The sequence below is a fragment of the Ruegeria sp. BB1 genome (genome assembly GCF_056539465.1).
The window spans coordinates 1,106,243-1,121,293 of sequence record NZ_JBQFVB010000001.1; the positions used below are offsets into that span (position 1 = coordinate 1,106,243).

Consider the following 15,051-nt stretch of genomic DNA (forward strand, 5'->3'; position numbering starts at 1 on the left):
ATGCGTTTTCTTACTAGAATCCGACAGTATCTGAGAAGCTCCGCACGGCGTGAGAGCGGGAGCCTCACCCTGGAGTCCCTGCTGTTATTCCCGATCTTCGTTATGACGATCTCGCTGACCTACACGTTCTTTGACGGCTTTCGCCAAAGCACTTTGAACGTGAAAGCCGCGTATACGGTCAGCGATCTGCTCTCGCGGGAAAAAGACACTGTTACTGACACTTACATCGAGTCCATGCACACCCTGATGCAACGGATGGTAAACAGCACCGCCGAGATGAGATTGCGTGTGTCATTCATCCGGTATTTCGAAAACGGTGGCGACGACTACTACGATGTGGAATGGTCAACAACCTGCGGATTTCCCGGGATATGGGACAACGGCAATATCGACAGATTGCGCGACCGACTTCCACCCATGGCCGACCTAGAGCCGATGATTATCGTGGAATCGTCAAACGATTATGAATGGACAGTCAAGCCCGCCTGGCTGGATACCGACTATCAATTCGAGAACTACATCTTCACGCGTCCGCGCTTCGAAAATCAGATTATTGGGGTTGTTTCTCAACAGGGCTGCCAGTCGTAACCAGAGCCTGCAGTATTTCGCACATAAACTTGGTTTCGGCGGCCGTTGTTACCCCGCCGACACCCACCCGGCGTCCCAATCGCCACCACAGGCCAGGCGCCCAGCTATTTTCGGCACTTTGCCGTGTCTTTAGAAGAAAACCGTTTGAGGGTTTGAACGCAAAGACACCCCGGTCAATACTCTCGATATCTTCGACTTTGGCAATCAGCCGCCCTGCCCCGGTTCTGAGTTCGGTTTGCGTCAACTCGATCGCATCATCGGTCGCGAACCACATTCGGTAGGCCAACCAGAAAGACGCACCACCCACCACAAGCAGGAAAACCAGCCATATCGGTTCGGATGGATGTGACAACGCGACATATAGAACAAGTACACCGACACAGCCCAACATTCCGGTGCCCAGCCAACGTCTGGCGATTGAGGGCCTGATGGTGGCCAAAACCTCTTGTTGCATGTGACTCCCCGATTTTTTTGCCACGGTTTAACGGTTTTGTTCCGGGAAGGACAGAGGGGTAGATTTCCGCACAGCACCCGTTCTTTTCTGCTGATTGACCAGACTTGCGCTTACCATACATGCAAACCAAAGCTATTGGAGGTCACAATGTCCCTACGACCAGTTTTGGAAACCCGCAAATCCACACCAACGCTTGAGGGCGCGGGGGTCAAATTGCACCGCGCGTTTGGCTTTCAGGACCCATCTGAACTGGACCCATTCCTGCTTTTTGACGACTTTCGCAATGAAAACCCGCAGGATTATCAGGCGGGTTTCCCATGGCACCCTCATCGTGGCATCGAAACGATCACCTATGTTCTGGCTGGCACAGTTGACCACTCGGACTCATTGGGCAACAGCGGGACATTGGGCGCCGGAGATGTACAGTGGATGACAGCCGGGTCTGGGATTTTGCATCAGGAAATGCCGACGGGTAACGCCGCTGGCCAAATGCATGGTTTCCAGTTGTGGGGCAACCTGCCCTCGACACAGAAAATGACTGCGCCGCGCTATCAGGACGTGCAAAGCAAAGACATCCCGGAAATCACCGATGATGACGGAACAACTGTGCGTGTGATTGTAGGAGAGTTCTGGGGCAAGACCGGCCCGGTCGATGGGATCGCGGCCGACCCGCAATATCTGGACATTCAGATCCATGCAGGGGTCAAGAAAACATTCCGGATAGATACCTATCGCCGTGCCTTCGCATATGTGTTTGAAGGTCAGGCTGCGTTTGCCGATGCCTCGCAACCAACCGGCGTTCTGCTGGAAAAAGAGGTTGCAGGGCAAGAAGTTAACATTCGGGACATGTCCGGCGATCGAACCCTTGTGCGCTTTGGCAGCGGCGATGAGATCACAGTGCAGGCCGGCCCTGAGGGTGTGCGTTTCCTTTTGATCTCAGGTGCTCCGATTGCCGAACCTGTAGCTTGGCATGGGCCAATTGTCATGAATACTCAGTCTGAATTGGAACAGGCCTTTCGCGAATTGCGTAATGGCACGTTCATTCGACCGGCTCACTAAGTGGAGACCGACCGACGCACCATGTCCCAATAGACCTGCTCGACTTCGTCCAGCGACAAGCGTCCACCTGCGCGATACCAAGTCATCACCCCGTTCAGCATGGCAATAACGGCGAGGGTGGCGATCTTGGTATCCGCGATATCGAATACCCCGCCCTGCTGCCCGCTGCGCAAGATGGTCTCTAGCGCGTTTTCATAGCTGCGGCGCAAGGCCTCGATTTCCGAGAAGTTTTCCGGTGTCAGGTTGCGCAATTCCATATAGGCAATGAACACCTCATCTGGGCGCTCCAGGTGAAAACGGATATGAAACCCTACGAACTGGCGCAACGCCTCGGACGCATCGGCAGGATGGTCAAGATCGTCATAAGCCAAAAGCAGCTCTTGCATGTGTTCGTGCATCAGACGGTATAGCAGGCTTTGTTTATCCGGCGTGTAGTTATACAGAGCTCCTGCCTGCACCCCGACCTCGGACGCGATCTGGCGCATCGAGACGGCCGCATAGCCGTGACGGGCGAACAAACCCAGCGCCGCTTTGCGGATGCGTGGGCCGGTAATATCGGAATGTGAACCTTGCGTACGTGCCATTCCCACACCGTATCTGAACGTTTGTTCAGATAGAACCCCGCTTGAACCAAACCACTAAAAGGTGCATCACAGTTTCAGTTGATGTTGAAAGAGTTCTGCATGAAACCCCTGCCTTTGCTGATACTGATGCTCGCATGTGCCGGATGCACCGATATTCCAGAATTGGAAGGGCGCGAGTTGCCGGAGCTGGAGTCGGCACGCTATCCTAAACTTATCCCGCTGCAGGAAAACCTGGGCCCCGCCGTTGATCCGGTGAACGAGGCCGCCGTGGTCGAAGAAGACTTGATTGCGCGGCGTGAGGAACTTGAGAAAAAGTCAGAAGAACTCCAGAACGCGGAAATCAACTAAGCCCCTACGATTCAGCCCCGTCCGGGACCAGGACGCATTGCACCCTAGCGCTGAACCCGCTAAGGCAGCGCTGAACGGGCAAACGGCCCGAAACCACGGAAATTTCGAGCGGAAAGGAACCCACGGGATGACACAGGCGCTGCGGCTGGGAATTGCGGGCTTGGGAACGGTTGGCGTGGGTGTCGTAAAGATCATCCGCCGCCACGCAGACCTGCTGCAGGCACGCACGGGCCGATCTGTCGAGATCGTTGCCGTTTCGGCGCGCGATGCGAATAAGGATCGCGGTGTGAACCTGTCGGACTACGCCTGGGAAACCGATCCCGTGGCGTTGGCGAAGCGCAATGACATCGATGTGTTTGTCGAACTGATCGGCGGCGAAAACGGCCCGGCCAAAGCCTCGGTCGAGGCGGCGCTGGCCACTGGCAAGGACGTGGTGACCGCCAATAAGGCGCTGCTGGCGATCCACGGTCAGGACCTAGCCGAAAAGGCCGAAGCAGCTGGTCGTGTCATCCGGTTCGAGGCCGCCGTTGCAGGCGGTATCCCGGTGATCAAGTCGCTGACCGAAGGGCTGGCCGGAAATGAGATCACCCGCGTCATGGGCGTGATGAACGGAACCTGCAATTATATCCTGACCCGCATGCAATCGCAGGAGCTGGGCTATAACGCGCTGTTCGAAGAATGCGCGCAGCTTGGGTACCTTGAGGCCGATCCGAACCTGGACGTTGGCGGCATCGACGCGGCGCATAAGCTGGCGTTGTTGTCTTCGATCGCTTTTGGCACCAAGCCGAACTTCGATGGAATCCAGATCGAAGGCATTCAGCAGATCACCCTGGAAGACATTCATCAAGCCGCCGATATGGGCTATCGCATCAAACTGCTGGGCGTCGCGCAACGCTCGGCCCGTGGTTTGGAACAGCGTATGCAGCCGTGCCTTGTGCCCAGCAGCTCGCCCTTGGGGCAGTTGGAAGGCGGCACAAACATGGTGGTGATCGAGGGCGACGCGGTCGAGCAAGTCGTGCTGCGCGGCCCCGGAGCTGGCGAAGGCCCTACGGCAAGCGCAGTGATGGGCGATGTCTGCGATCTGGCACGCGGGCTGCAAATCCCGACCTTTGGTCGCCCCGCAACCTCGTTGCAAGATGCCAAGCCTGCGGTGACCGGACTGCCCGCCCCCTATTATCTGCGGCTTGCCCTCTTCGATAAACCTGGAGCGCTGGCCAAAGTGGCGGCTATTCTGGGCGATGCAGGTGTTTCAATCGACCGGATGCGCCAATACGGGCATACGGAAAGCACCGCTCCGGTTCTGATCGTCACCCACAAAACCACGCGCGCCACGCTGGACGTTGCCCTGAACGGGCTACGGGACACCGATGTGGTGGCGGATGAGCCAGTTGCATTGCGCATCGAAGAGGTTTGACCCTTGCGGCCTGCCCAAGACGCAGGCTATGCCGAAGAAAACGCCGATACTGACCTGAGGATAGTGAAAAATGAGTGCTGCCAAGATTGATTTCAACGACCGACTGTTGTCTCTGGGCCTTGCGCGGGTCGCAGAACAGGCCGCACTGGCGTCCGCCTCTCTGGTTGGGCGTGGCGACGAAAAAGCCGCCGATCAGGCAGCAGTAAACGCCATGCGCGAACAGCTGAACCTGCTGGATATCGCGGGTGTGGTTGTTATCGGCGAAGGTGAACGCGACGAAGCGCCGATGCTGTATATCGGCGAAGAAGTCGGCACCGGAAACGGACCTGGTGTGGATATCGCGCTGGACCCGCTGGAAGGCACCACCTTGACCGCCAAGGACATGCCAAATGCGCTGACCGTGATCGCCATGGGCCCGCGCGGCTCGATGTTGCATGCGCCGGACGTTTACATGGACAAGCTGGCCATTGGTCCGGGGTTCGCCGAAGGTGTGGTCAATCTGGACATGTCGCCCCGCGAACGGGTCGAAGCACTGGCCAAGGCCAAGGGTTGTGAGCCTGCCGATATCACCGTCTGCATTCTGGAGCGTCCCCGTCACGAAGCGATGATCGCTGAAGTCCGTGAAACCGGCGCCTCGATCCGCCTGATCACCGATGGTGACGTGGCCGGTGTCATGCACTGTGCCGAAAGCGAAGAGACCGGCATCGACATGTATATGGGTTCGGGTGGCGCGCCCGAAGGCGTTCTGGCTGCAGCTGCGCTTAAATGCATGGGCGGTCAGATCTTTGGCCGCCTGTTGTTCCGCAACGATGACGAACGCGGCCGCGCCGCCAAGGCAGGCATCACCGATCTGGACCGCGTTTATTCCCGCGACGAAATGGTCACTGCCGACGTGATTTTTGCTGCCACCGGTGTCACCGGCGGTTCGCTGTTGCCGCGCATCAAGCGCGAACCCGGCTGGGTCGAAACCACCACGCTGCTGATGCGGTCGAAAACCGGCTCGGTCCGCCGCATGTCGTATCGCACGCCAATGTGGCCCCACGACAAAGCGTGATGGTTTGCGCCATTGCCTTCGGCGAGAGTATTTGGAAAAAGATGAAGAGGCCGGATCCGAGAGGGTCCGGCCTTGGCGCATAAGAGGCACACCATGAGTTATCTTGGGGTTGAGCAGTCACTATCCGGGCGACGTTGGGTCGGCCCAGCGCCCGACGTTGAGCGGGCCGCGGAAATGCTGATCCAACAGGCCGGTCTGCCCCGCGCGGTGTGTCAGGTTCTGGCGCGACGCGGCGTCTCTGCTATGGAGGCGTCCGGGTTTCTGGAACCCAAACTGAAAGAACTGCTGCCTGACCCGCGCGACATGAAGGATATGGAAAAAGCCGCAATGCGATTCCTGTTAGCGGTCACGAACAATGAGCGGATCGCAGTGTTCGCGGACTATGACGTAGATGGCGCCAGTTCTGCGGCTTTGCTGCTGGTTTGGCTGCGGCAGATGGGCCTGCAGGCTACTTTGTACGTGCCCGACCGAATTGACGAGGGCTATGGCCCCAACGTGCCCGCGATGCAGGAACTGGCCGCCACGCATGACCTGATCATCTGCGTCGATTGTGGCACGCTGAGTCACGAACCGATTGCAGCAGCCAAGGGCGCAGATGTGATCGTGTTGGATCACCACTTGGGCGGCGAAACTCTGCCCGATTGTGCCGCCGTGGTGAACCCTAACCGGCAGGATGAAAGCGGCGATCTGGGCTTTCTCTGCGCCGCCGGTGTCGTGTTTCTGATGCTGGTCGAAGCCGGACGTCAACTGCGTGAGGCAGGTGTAAAGGGGCCTGACTTGATTGGTCTGCTGGATCTCGTGGCGCTGGCGACCGTGGCTGATGTGGCCCCGCTGATCGGAGCTAACCGGGCGCTTGTGCGACAAGGCCTGAAGGTTATGGCCCAACGGCAAAGGCCCGGTCTTGTGGCGCTGTCGGATGTGGCGCGCATGGACTCGGCGCCTAACAGCTATCACCTGGGGTTTCTGCTGGGTCCGCGCGTGAACGCGGGCGGGCGCATTGGTCAGGCGGACCTGGGCGCGCGGTTGCTAAGCACAGAATCGATGCATGAGGCGCAGGCGCTCTCGCAACGCTTGGATGAATTGAACACCGAGCGTCGTGACATCGAAAACGCCGTACGTGCCGCAGCGTTAGAGCAGGCCGAGGAACGTGGTCTGGATGCGCCGCTTGTTTGGGCTGCGGGTGAAGGCTGGCACCCTGGCGTGGTCGGCATCGTGGCCTCACGCCTGAAGGAGAACGCCAACTGCCCCGCGATTGTCATCGGTTTCGACGGGGATGAGGGCAAAGGCTCGGGCCGTTCGATCTCGGGCGTTGATCTGGGTGCGTCGATCCAGCGGCTAGCGGCCGAAGGGTTACTGGTGAAGGGCGGCGGCCACAAGATGGCGGCGGGGCTGACCGTGATGCGCGACCAGTTGGAACCTGCCATGGCGCGGCTCAGCGAATTGCTGGCCAAGCAAGGCGCGGGTGACGGCGGTCCGGCCGATTTGAAACTGGATGGCACCCTGATGCCTGGTGCAGCCACTATTGATCTGATCGAACAGATCGAAAAGGCAGGTCCGTTCGGGGCCAGCGCCCCAGCCCCGCGATATGCGCTGCCCGACCTGCAGGTGCGTTTTGCCAAACGCGTTGGTGAATCCCATCTGAAACTGTCCCTGTCCGACGGTGTTGGCGGCGGTCTGGATGCAATTGCCTTTGGGGCCTTTGACGGTCCGATGGGCGAAAAGCTGTCAAATCACGGCGGCGCGCGCTTTCATTTCGCCGGGCGGCTAGAGGTGAACTCATGGGGTGGACGCCAAAGTGTGCAACTTCGGCTGGAAGACGCAGCAGAGGCGATTTAAGCCCGATTTCGGGTCTGGGAAAAAACTTTCCCATCCTTGCATTTTTCGGCTTGCGGGGGTCCGGGTGAAACCGTAAAAGGCCCTCCACAAGCCAGCGTGGCCCGTTCGTCTATCGGTTAGGACGCCAGGTTTTCAACCTGGAAAGAGGGGTTCGATTCCCCTACGGGCTACCACTTGTGCTTGCGCCATACCAAATGGCCCGTTCGTCTATCGGTTAGGACGCCAGGTTTTCAACCTGGAAAGAGGGGTTCGATTCCCCTACGGGCTACCACTTCCCTATTTAGACACCAAACTTCTCGCGGCACAGATTTTGTATCTGCCCCCAGATCGACTTGAATTCCGGTGTGTTTTCCGCCGCATAGTGAAAGTTCTTCATCAATCCTGTGAGCTGCGTAAACACCTGCCGAACCTCGGCCTTGTCAGCGAACTCCGCAGTTGATTGGGTCACGTCGTAGACCAGCTTGAAGGTCATTTTCTGACGTTCCAGCGGCACCGTCGCGTCCACTTTGTCAAACGCGTCCTGCTGCAGATAAACCATATCCACAAACAGCGCTTTTTGCTGGGTTACGAAATCTTGGATCGTGACGCCCTCTTCCCCCGTCACCTGCATCATCTGATCGACCTGTTCGCCTTTTTCGATCAGGGCCAGCAAATCCCGGACCTTGCCGGTCCAACCCGGTTCGGCGTTTTTGTCGTACCAGTCGGACAATTGATCCGTATAGCGCGACCAACTGAGCATCGGATCGACCGCAGGATAAAACCGCTTGTAGGCGCGTTCCGAAGACAGGCCGAGGAAACATTTCACTGTGGACAGGGTCGATTGCGTGACCGGCTCGTCAAAGTTGCCGCCGGCGGGGGAGACGGTTCCGATCAAGGTAAGGCTGCCCAAATCGCCGTCATTGGTTTTCATTGCTCCGGCACGCTCATACAGTCCCTTGATCGAGCTTTCCAGATAGGCAGGAAAACCCTCTTCGCCCGGGATTTCTTCAAGTTTTCCGGATGTTTCGCGCATCGCTTGCGCCCAGCGGCTGGTACTGTCGGCAATCAGCAACACGTCATAGCCCATCTGTCGATAGTATTCGCCCAGCGTAATACCGGTGAAGATCGAGGCCTCGCGCGCGGCAACCGGCATGGACGACGTGTTGCAGATGATGATCGTACGATCCATCAGACTGCCACCCGTGGTTGGGTCGGTCATCTTGGGAAACTCGTGGATCGTCTCAACCACTTCACCCGCACGTTCGCCACAGGCTACGACAATGACGATATCCACCTTGGCATTGCGCGCGATCAGGTTTTGCAGAACGGTTTTGCCCGCCCCAAACGGCCCAGGAATACAGGCCGTCCCCCCGCGTGCGATGGGAAAGAACGTGTCGATCAGGCGCTGGGAGGTCAGGACCGGTTCGGTCGGATACAACCGCTCGGACAGCGCGCGTTTCAGAATGCTTTCCGATAAAGGCCGCCGCACTGGCCATTTCTGGCATAAGGTCAGCGTGTGTTCGCCGCCTTGCTCATCTTCCAGACGGGCCACTATGTCGTGGATCGTGGCCGCGCCTTTTTGTACCCAGATGACCTTGTAATCACCCATCCAGTTAAACGGCAGCATGATTTTGTGGGTGAAATGTCCCTCGGGGACCGTTCCGATGCTATCACCGGCCGTCACCGTATCCCCGACCTTGATCGAAGGGCTGAACGACCATTTTGCCTGATCGTCCAGCGGTGCCACATCCGCCCCGCGGGGCAGGAAGGTGCCAAAATCAGCCGCTACTTTGGGCAAAGGCGATTGCAACCCGTCGAACACCTGCCCCAACAAACCCGGCCCCAGCTCGACCGACAGCAATTGGCCAGATTGTTCGACCGGGTCGCCCACGGCAACCCCGTCGGTGCTTTCATAGACCTGCACATCCGCCGTATCACCACGCACCCGCAGCACCTCGGCCTTCAGGCGTTCCTGCCGCCCACCTGGCCCGGGGCGTGTTGGCAGAATAAAGACCACTTCGTTCTTGACCAACTGCCCGGGTTGCCCCGAGGCGTCATGGTTGGCCCGTATCTGCACCAACCCCTCTTGCACCGAGACGACACGGGCGGTGGCGGTCTGTTCGGCAGAGGTTGGGGCGGTCATGCGTTAGCTCCGTCAAAATTGATATCGGCGACATTGGCCATGGCCTGCTGGGCCAGATGCTCAAATCTTTTGGCCGCCTCCTGCGCATTGCTTTGCGCCCAGCGGTCGAAAATGTTCCAGATCAGCACGTAGATCACCACTGCTTCGAAATCGAAATAATGGCGGGCAGCGTGGCGTTTCAGTTGCTTGTGGCTGACCGACAAGAGCAGCCGCTCCAAGCCCAAAGGATCTGCGGCGTCCAATAGTTGCTGGGCCTCCTTGATCCAAGGCATCGGACCTTCCAATCGAAAGCTCGGGTCGTTCCAATTGGCAGGGATATGGCGGACCCAACGCCCCATACCGAACGATCCGGCAGGTGGGCTGACCCCCTGTTTGCGCAGGCGCAGCGCGGCCACTACAGTACGCAAGTCCATCCGCTCAATAAGCATCTTGCGCAAGGTGGGCTGCGAGATATCGTGCAACGCCTCGTTGCAGCGCCCAATGGCCTGCGCGTCGGTTACCCCGATGTCGTAGTCGCCCCAGTTCAAAGCATGCTCCAACACCTTCAAAACGCGCGCATCCTCGGGTGTCAGCGCCGTTAAACGCCGATCCAGCCGCAACCGCGACAAGGGCGGCTGTTTGGCGACAAACAACCGCTCCGACCCCGGTAAGCTGCTGATCAGCGCGATATAGGCGTCAGGGTTTGGCATTCTAACGGATCACCCCCTCCAGAACGGCCCGGAAACGCGGCTGTAGATGCTCCATCAGCAACGAGGCCACCGCTTTATCCGTCAGATCCAAAGCCACGCCTTGATCGTCTGCCCGCACCTGTATGCCACCCTCGGCATCATCCGAGGCGTGCAGTTCGACCTGCTCGCGCAGCATTTCAGCGGTCAGACCCAGTACGTATTTGGTAAGCTTGCCAGATTGGATATCGTCGGCATTCTGTTTGATATCCTCTTGCGTGGCGATCTTCGCGGGCAAAATGACTTCTACCTTTCCGTCCAGATTGGCGCCTTCTGCCGCACGGCCCACAACTTCGAGTATCATCTGCTTCAGCAGGTCTGGATCGGCCATTTCCTTGGTGACCAAACGTTCGACATCTTCGCGAAAGCGGTCCGTCAGGCCGGCTTTCATGGTCAGCACCGCATCCCGCATGGCAGTGTTCAGCGCCTCTTCGCCCGCTGCACGGTAGTTGTCAGAATCCGTGCGGGCCTTCTTTTGATACACGTCCGCCTCGCGTTTGGCGTCGGCCAGAATCTTTGCCGCTTCGGCCTTGGCATCGGCGCGCAGTTTATCTGCATCCGCCTGGCCAGCGGCCACCCCATCGTTGCGCAACTTGTCGATCAGCGCGTCAACACCGTGAGAGATCATGCCATCCTGTGCCATCAGCTTATCCCCGCGCTGATGACCAAGGCAAAGACAAAGGCGAAAACGCCAAAGCCTTCGATAATCGCGGCCGGTGCCAACGACAGCCCGAAGATTTCCGGCTTTTCCTTGGTTGCATTGATCGCTGCTGCACAGGCCCGGCCCTGCCAGATACCGCAATACATCAAGGCGATGCCCGACAAGATGCCGATCCCGAACAACCCGCCCGCATTTTCAGGCGTCACCTCACGGTTCAGGGTGAACATGATGACGATGCCGTAGATAACCATGGTCGACGGAAAGGCCGAAACGCCGACGAACCGGCCATAGCCCCCCTCTGTCTCGGTCATGGCGCCGATGCTGGCCATACCAGCAATGGAGCAGCCAATGGCGCTTGCAGCCGCACCTAGTGCCATCGGTGCGTAAATCCCCAGCCAACCCAATGTAAGAACAAGCTCATTCATTCCTGAACCTCCTTGCGGGCAAACGGGCGAAAGACGATGCCTTCGTCCGGCAAACCCCATTTAAAGAATTCGATGTAATTAAGACGCAGCCCGTGGACGACGCCGCTCATCATCGCTAGGGCGAAGTTCAGGGCGTGACCGACGATCAGGATCAGCAGAGCGAACAGGATCCCGGGTCCCTTCAGCGCGTGCATCACTGACACCGCCAGATCGTTGAATGTGATCGCCAGCGAGGCCGAGGCCAAGCCCAGCGCGAACAGGCGCATATAACTGAGTACGTCACCAAACGCCCCCATCGCTCCGGCCAGGGCTTGGATGCCGCCAATCAGACGCCATAACCAATCGATTGGCTTGTTGATCTGGCGATCGCTGGAAAACCAAAGGATCGCCAGAACGCCCGCGCTAAGGATCACCGCACCGGGTGTTGCAGAGTTTCCCTTCACATAGCTGAGCCACAAAACAAATCCGCCAATCAGTGCAGCGATCCAGCCCAGATTGGCAATCGCATTGCGCTGTCCCCAGGCAGCGTGGGCGGCCAGTGCATTGGCCAGCACCAGATGCAGAACTCCCACAACAATCGAGACCATCATCATGGCACCAAAATTGTTCAGATCGAGCAGTTTCACCTTGGCGAGGATCGACCCTTCCGGCGGTGACACACCGAAATAACTGCCCACCAGAACGCCATATACAATCGTCGCGCCCGAAATGATCAATCCGTACCGACGCCATGATTTCTGCCCGGCAGTTCCGTCCATTCGTTTCCAAAACAGCAGCAAGCCCAGCAGTATGGTCGCGCCGTACCCTGCATCAGCTACAATCATGGCAAAGAAGAACGCGAAGGACACGGCGACGATGACGCTTGGGTCCCAATCTTTGTAACCTGGAACTTGATAAAACAGCGCCAAATCTACGGCAGCGTTACGTTTTTCCGGCTGCTCCAACAGAGTGGGTGGCGAGTCTTCGGGGCCTGGGTCCTCGATCAGAATCGCGGCGTCCTTACCCTTCGCCATGTCCAACACGGCATCAACGCGATCTTCTGGCACCCAGCCCTGAAGGGCAAACATCGCCTCTTCGTCGCGCACTTTCTGCGTCGCATGGGCAAGCTCTGCCGCGCTCTCAGCCACCGAGAGGTTACGCCGCATCAGCGTCAAGTAGCGGGTCTGGGCGACCCGTTCGGCCTCAAGCGCTTCGATGGCAATTTCCGCCTCTTCCAACTGGGCCTCAAGCTCATGAATGGGCAGTGACCCCGTATGGGTGCGCGGTACTGGCAGAATGTCGTCGACGGGCTCATCCGACGAGATCAGGACCGCATAGATAAACCGATGATCATGCTCCAGAATCGCCCAGGGCAGCGTCAGGTCATTCAAAGCATCTCGACGCTTTAACGGCAGTTGGTAGAACCATAGCCGGTTGCCCGCCAGAACGTCATCGGGCGGAAAATCCAGATCGCCCCACGGCCGCACCTTCGCAATGCGATCGGCCAGAAAATCCCGCCTGTCTGTCATGTCGCGGCTGCGTTGCATCAGGTCGCGCACATCCTTGACGAACTGATCCATATTAAAGTCCGTGTCGCGCTGAATTTGGCGGCGTGGCTCAGGTACATCTGTCAGGAATCGCAACGCCTTATAGGCATCTCTTGCACCGCGCGCGCTGATCTTTTCCGGCTCAGATGGTGGCGGGGCCAGTGGCAATACATGCATGCACCCCAGTTCCTGCAAAGCCTCAAGCGTTGCTGTTTTCTGCGCTGCTCGTCCTACCAGCGAGAGCTTTTTGAGGCGGGCGATACTCATGGCGCCGCCTCTTGCGCATGTTTACGCTTGGAGATTTTCGAGCGGACGACGGCCTGCATCTGCTCATCACTCAGGTAGATGCGGATCTTCTTGATATTGGCCTTGGCGCGCGGGATCAGAACCTTTTCGAACAGGTTCACCCGCTGCGTGATCGTGGCAACAGCCTTGTCGAAAATCCTGACCCTCTCCTCGGCTACTTTGACCCGCAGGCGCGCTTCGATCATGTCATGCAGCAACTGCGCCGCAGCATCCACCCAATGGGGTTTTGCCAACAGCGAATAGGGGCGCACTGCAACCTCGATCCGGTCCAGATCAGGCATTTTGACGCCCACCACGTTGACCTCTTTGACCCTGTAGTCTTTCAGTTCCACCAGCCCGTCCAGATCGATGCTTTGCTGTGCCAGCATTGGCAGTTTTGCCCCCACCTGCTGGGCCAGCTCTTGCACCTCGTCCTCTAGCCGTCTCACCTCCTCACGGGCTTTCACACGTTCCGCCATCAATTGCTGGCGCTTGAGGTCCAGTGACGGCAGGAACCGCTCATAGCTTTTCAGCTGCGTCTGCTCGCGGGCGAGCGACGATTTATTCAGCTGCAACCGCGCCATCGGCATCCTTTGGGAAATATTTGTCGACCAGAGATTGCTTCATCAGCAATTGTTCTGGGGCAAAACACTCAGCCAGGGTTTTCCAGCCCAGATCAAGCGCATCCTCCAGCGGGATCGAGACGTTGATATCCATGAAACGCTTACGGAACAGCGCGCCAAACTTCAGCAGTTGGTGATCGTAATCCGACAGGTCAAAGGCCATCGCCTGCTTCTGCGCGGCGTCCCGGCTTTCCGAATAAAACCGAATCATCGTGTTCATAATCTGCCCGTGGTCTTCGCGGGTCGTCTTACCAACTACGTTCTGCTTGAGGCGCGACAGGCTGCCGAACGGGTCGATCACACCCGAATGCAGGTAAATCTGGCCTTCGGTGATATAGCCCGTGTTGTCCGGCACCGGATGGGTCACGTCATTGCCTGGCATTGTCGTCACGGTCAACACGGTGACCGACCCGCCCTTGGCGTAATCACACGCCTTTTCGTACCGGCGCGCCAACTGCGAATAGAGGTCACCCATATATCCGCGCTGCGATGGAACGCGTTCCTGACTGATCCCCACTTCTTTCATCGCATCGGCGAAAGCGGTCATGTCAGTCATCAGAACCAGCACGCGCTTGCCCTCTTCCACCGCGAATTTCTCGGCCACGGCCAACGCCATATCCGGCACCAATAAACGTTCGACCAGAGGGTCCATCGCCTGATTGACGAACATCACGGTGCGCGAGAACACGCCCGCATCCTCAAAGGAGGTGCGGAACGTGTAATAGTCATCAAAGATCAATCCCAGCCCGCCGAACACCACGATATCGGCATCCGCCTGAATACCGATTCGGCTGAGAAAGGCGTTGAACGGCTCACCTGAGACCGAGAAAATCGGGATTTTCTGGCTTTCGACAAGCGTGTTGAACACGTCGATCATCGGCACATCCGTGCGGATCATCTTGTTGGGAACCGCACGCTCGGCCGGGTTTACGGTGGGACCACCGATGTCGATGCGCGGCTCGGCAGTCAGGTCGGGTCCGCCGTCGATCGCCACCCCCGCCCCGTCGAACACGCGCCCCAAAATGTTGGCCGAATAGGGCGTCTGCATTGGGTGGCCAAGAAAGGTCGCCGTCGCCTCGGTGGATATGCCTTTGGTGCCCGAGAACACCTGCAACGTCACCACGTCCCGATCAATTAAGATCGCCTGAGCCAGAGTTTTGCGGCCATCCACCGTCTCGATCACCGCCAGATCGTTGAAGCGAACGGCTGGGTCGCGCGCGCCATCAATCGGCACCCGAACCTTGATCGTGTCACCGACAATTTCCAGAACACGCGTGTACTTCAACAGGCTTCGGGACATCACTTACCCCCATGCGTCAAAGAGATTTTCAGTAAATTCGCCACGGT

At 58.2% G+C, this 15,051-nt stretch carries 15 protein-coding genes and 2 tRNA genes; 8 read left to right on the plus strand and 9 right to left on the minus strand.

What is annotated here, in order from left to right; all coding sequences use genetic code 11:
• A complete protein-coding gene (locus ACR0AL_RS05510; protein ID WP_170348246.1) occupies window positions 1–588 on the plus strand; it encodes a TadE/TadG family type IV pilus assembly protein in 588 nt (195 codons plus the stop codon).
• Here ACR0AL_RS05510 and ACR0AL_RS05515 read toward each other — a convergent pair.
• Window positions 551–1,042 carry a hypothetical protein gene (locus ACR0AL_RS05515; RefSeq protein WP_226688621.1) on the minus strand — a complete coding sequence of 164 codons (492 nt, stop codon included), beginning with the start codon at window positions 1,040–1,042 and terminating at the stop codon, window positions 551–553. The genes ACR0AL_RS05510 and ACR0AL_RS05515 overlap by 38 nt on opposite strands.
• Window positions 1,043–1,189: 147 nt before the next feature.
• Between ACR0AL_RS05515 and ACR0AL_RS05520 the strand changes: the two genes are divergently transcribed.
• A complete protein-coding gene (locus ACR0AL_RS05520) occupies window positions 1,190–2,101 on the plus strand; it encodes a pirin family protein (RefSeq protein WP_480662237.1) in 912 nt (303 codons plus the stop codon).
• Here the strand turns inward: ACR0AL_RS05520 and ACR0AL_RS05525 are convergent.
• Window positions 2,098–2,685, minus strand: coding sequence for a TetR/AcrR family transcriptional regulator (locus ACR0AL_RS05525; RefSeq protein ID WP_170348243.1), 588 nt, complete (start codon window positions 2,683–2,685; stop codon window positions 2,098–2,100). The two genes, ACR0AL_RS05520 and ACR0AL_RS05525, sit on opposite strands and share 4 nt — an antisense overlap.
• A 99-nt stretch (window positions 2,686–2,784) precedes the next feature.
• On the opposite strand from ACR0AL_RS05525, the gene ACR0AL_RS05530 reads away from it, so the two are divergent.
• From ACR0AL_RS05530 to ACR0AL_RS05555, 6 genes are all read left to right on the plus strand, one after another.
• Window positions 2,785–3,033, plus strand: coding sequence for a hypothetical protein (locus tag ACR0AL_RS05530; RefSeq protein WP_170513157.1), 249 nt, complete (start codon window positions 2,785–2,787; stop codon window positions 3,031–3,033).
• A 127-nt stretch (window positions 3,034–3,160) separates the two neighbouring features.
• The gene (locus ACR0AL_RS05535) at window positions 3,161–4,447 is read left to right on the plus strand and encodes a homoserine dehydrogenase (protein ID WP_170348241.1); all 1,287 of its coding nucleotides are present in this window, start codon (window positions 3,161–3,163) and stop codon (window positions 4,445–4,447) included.
• Between the two features lie 70 nt (window positions 4,448–4,517).
• Complete coding sequence (gene glpX / locus ACR0AL_RS05540; RefSeq protein WP_170348240.1) at window positions 4,518–5,501, plus strand: class II fructose-bisphosphatase; 984 nt, start codon at window positions 4,518–4,520, stop codon at window positions 5,499–5,501.
• Between the two features lie 93 nt (window positions 5,502–5,594).
• Entirely contained in the window at window positions 5,595–7,337 is a 1,743-nt protein-coding gene (gene recJ, locus ACR0AL_RS05545; RefSeq protein ID WP_480662239.1) for a single-stranded-DNA-specific exonuclease RecJ, read from the plus strand.
• 98 nt (window positions 7,338–7,435) lie between these two features.
• A tRNA-Glu gene (locus ACR0AL_RS05550) sits at window positions 7,436–7,510 on the plus strand.
• 23 nt (window positions 7,511–7,533) lie between these two features.
• Window positions 7,534–7,608, plus strand: a tRNA-Glu gene (locus ACR0AL_RS05555).
• Window positions 7,609–7,617: 9 nt separating this feature from the next.
• On the opposite strand, the gene ACR0AL_RS05560 is transcribed toward ACR0AL_RS05555, so the two are convergent.
• From ACR0AL_RS05560 to ACR0AL_RS05590, 7 genes are read right to left on the minus strand one after another with little or no spacing between them, the layout of a single operon-like run.
• On the minus strand, window positions 7,618–9,459 hold the full coding sequence (locus ACR0AL_RS05560) for a V-type ATP synthase subunit A (protein WP_480662241.1): 1,842 nt from the start codon (window positions 9,457–9,459) through the stop codon (window positions 7,618–7,620).
• The gene (locus ACR0AL_RS05565) at window positions 9,456–10,148 is read right to left on the minus strand and encodes a hypothetical protein (RefSeq protein WP_480662243.1); all 693 of its coding nucleotides are present in this window, start codon (window positions 10,146–10,148) and stop codon (window positions 9,456–9,458) included. Before ACR0AL_RS05565 ends, ACR0AL_RS05560 begins: the two co-directional genes overlap by 4 nt.
• A 1-nt stretch (window position 10,149) precedes the next feature.
• Window positions 10,150–10,827, minus strand: coding sequence for a hypothetical protein (locus ACR0AL_RS05570; protein WP_425080881.1), 678 nt, complete (start codon window positions 10,825–10,827; stop codon window positions 10,150–10,152).
• A complete protein-coding gene (locus ACR0AL_RS05575) occupies window positions 10,827–11,270 on the minus strand; it encodes an ATP synthase subunit C (protein ID WP_170348235.1) in 444 nt (147 codons plus the stop codon). The genes ACR0AL_RS05570 and ACR0AL_RS05575 overlap by 1 nt, the downstream gene beginning before the upstream one ends.
• On the minus strand, window positions 11,267–13,063 hold the full coding sequence (locus tag ACR0AL_RS05580) for a V-type ATP synthase subunit I (RefSeq protein WP_480662245.1): 1,797 nt from the start codon (window positions 13,061–13,063) through the stop codon (window positions 11,267–11,269). The genes ACR0AL_RS05575 and ACR0AL_RS05580 overlap by 4 nt, the downstream gene beginning before the upstream one ends.
• Window positions 13,060–13,665: a V-type ATP synthase subunit D gene (locus tag ACR0AL_RS05585; RefSeq protein WP_480662247.1), complete on the minus strand. Its 606-nt coding sequence runs from the start codon at window positions 13,663–13,665 to the stop codon at window positions 13,060–13,062. Before ACR0AL_RS05585 ends, ACR0AL_RS05580 begins: the two co-directional genes overlap by 4 nt.
• Window positions 13,643–15,004 (minus strand): V-type ATP synthase subunit B, encoded by a 1,362-nt coding sequence (locus tag ACR0AL_RS05590; protein ID WP_170357764.1) that lies wholly within the window; start codon window positions 15,002–15,004, stop codon window positions 13,643–13,645. The genes ACR0AL_RS05585 and ACR0AL_RS05590 overlap by 23 nt, the downstream gene beginning before the upstream one ends.
• Window positions 15,005–15,051 lie beyond the last annotated feature (47 nt).

Coding starts and splice junctions, on each gene's coding strand:
- ACR0AL_RS05580 (WP_480662245.1), bottom strand. CDS start 13,063: ATGAGTATCGCCCGCCTCAAAAAGCTCTCGCTGGTAGGACGAGCAGCG.
- ACR0AL_RS05570 (WP_425080881.1), bottom strand. CDS start 10,827: ATGGCACAGGATGGCATGATCTCTCACGGTGTTGACGCGCTGATCGAC.
- ACR0AL_RS05530 (WP_170513157.1), top strand. CDS start 2,785: ATGAAACCCCTGCCTTTGCTGATACTGATGCTCGCATGTGCCGGATGC.
- ACR0AL_RS05585 (WP_480662247.1), bottom strand. CDS start 13,665: ATGGCGCGGTTGCAGCTGAATAAATCGTCGCTCGCCCGCGAGCAGACG.
- ACR0AL_RS05560 (WP_480662241.1), bottom strand. CDS start 9,459: ATGACCGCCCCAACCTCTGCCGAACAGACCGCCACCGCCCGTGTCGTC.
- glpX (WP_170348240.1), top strand. CDS start 4,518: ATGAGTGCTGCCAAGATTGATTTCAACGACCGACTGTTGTCTCTGGGC.
- ACR0AL_RS05520 (WP_480662237.1), top strand. CDS start 1,190: ATGTCCCTACGACCAGTTTTGGAAACCCGCAAATCCACACCAACGCTT.
- ACR0AL_RS05525 (WP_170348243.1), bottom strand. CDS start 2,685: ATGGCACGTACGCAAGGTTCACATTCCGATATTACCGGCCCACGCATC.
- ACR0AL_RS05575 (WP_170348235.1), bottom strand. CDS start 11,270: ATGAATGAGCTTGTTCTTACATTGGGTTGGCTGGGGATTTACGCACCG.
- ACR0AL_RS05535 (WP_170348241.1), top strand. CDS start 3,161: ATGACACAGGCGCTGCGGCTGGGAATTGCGGGCTTGGGAACGGTTGGC.
- ACR0AL_RS05515 (WP_226688621.1), bottom strand. CDS start 1,042: ATGCAACAAGAGGTTTTGGCCACCATCAGGCCCTCAATCGCCAGACGT.
- recJ (WP_480662239.1), top strand. CDS start 5,595: ATGAGTTATCTTGGGGTTGAGCAGTCACTATCCGGGCGACGTTGGGTC.
- ACR0AL_RS05565 (WP_480662243.1), bottom strand. CDS start 10,148: ATGCCAAACCCTGACGCCTATATCGCGCTGATCAGCAGCTTACCGGGG.
- ACR0AL_RS05510 (WP_170348246.1), top strand. CDS start 1: ATGCGTTTTCTTACTAGAATCCGACAGTATCTGAGAAGCTCCGCACGG.
- ACR0AL_RS05590 (WP_170357764.1), bottom strand. CDS start 15,004: ATGTCCCGAAGCCTGTTGAAGTACACGCGTGTTCTGGAAATTGTCGGT.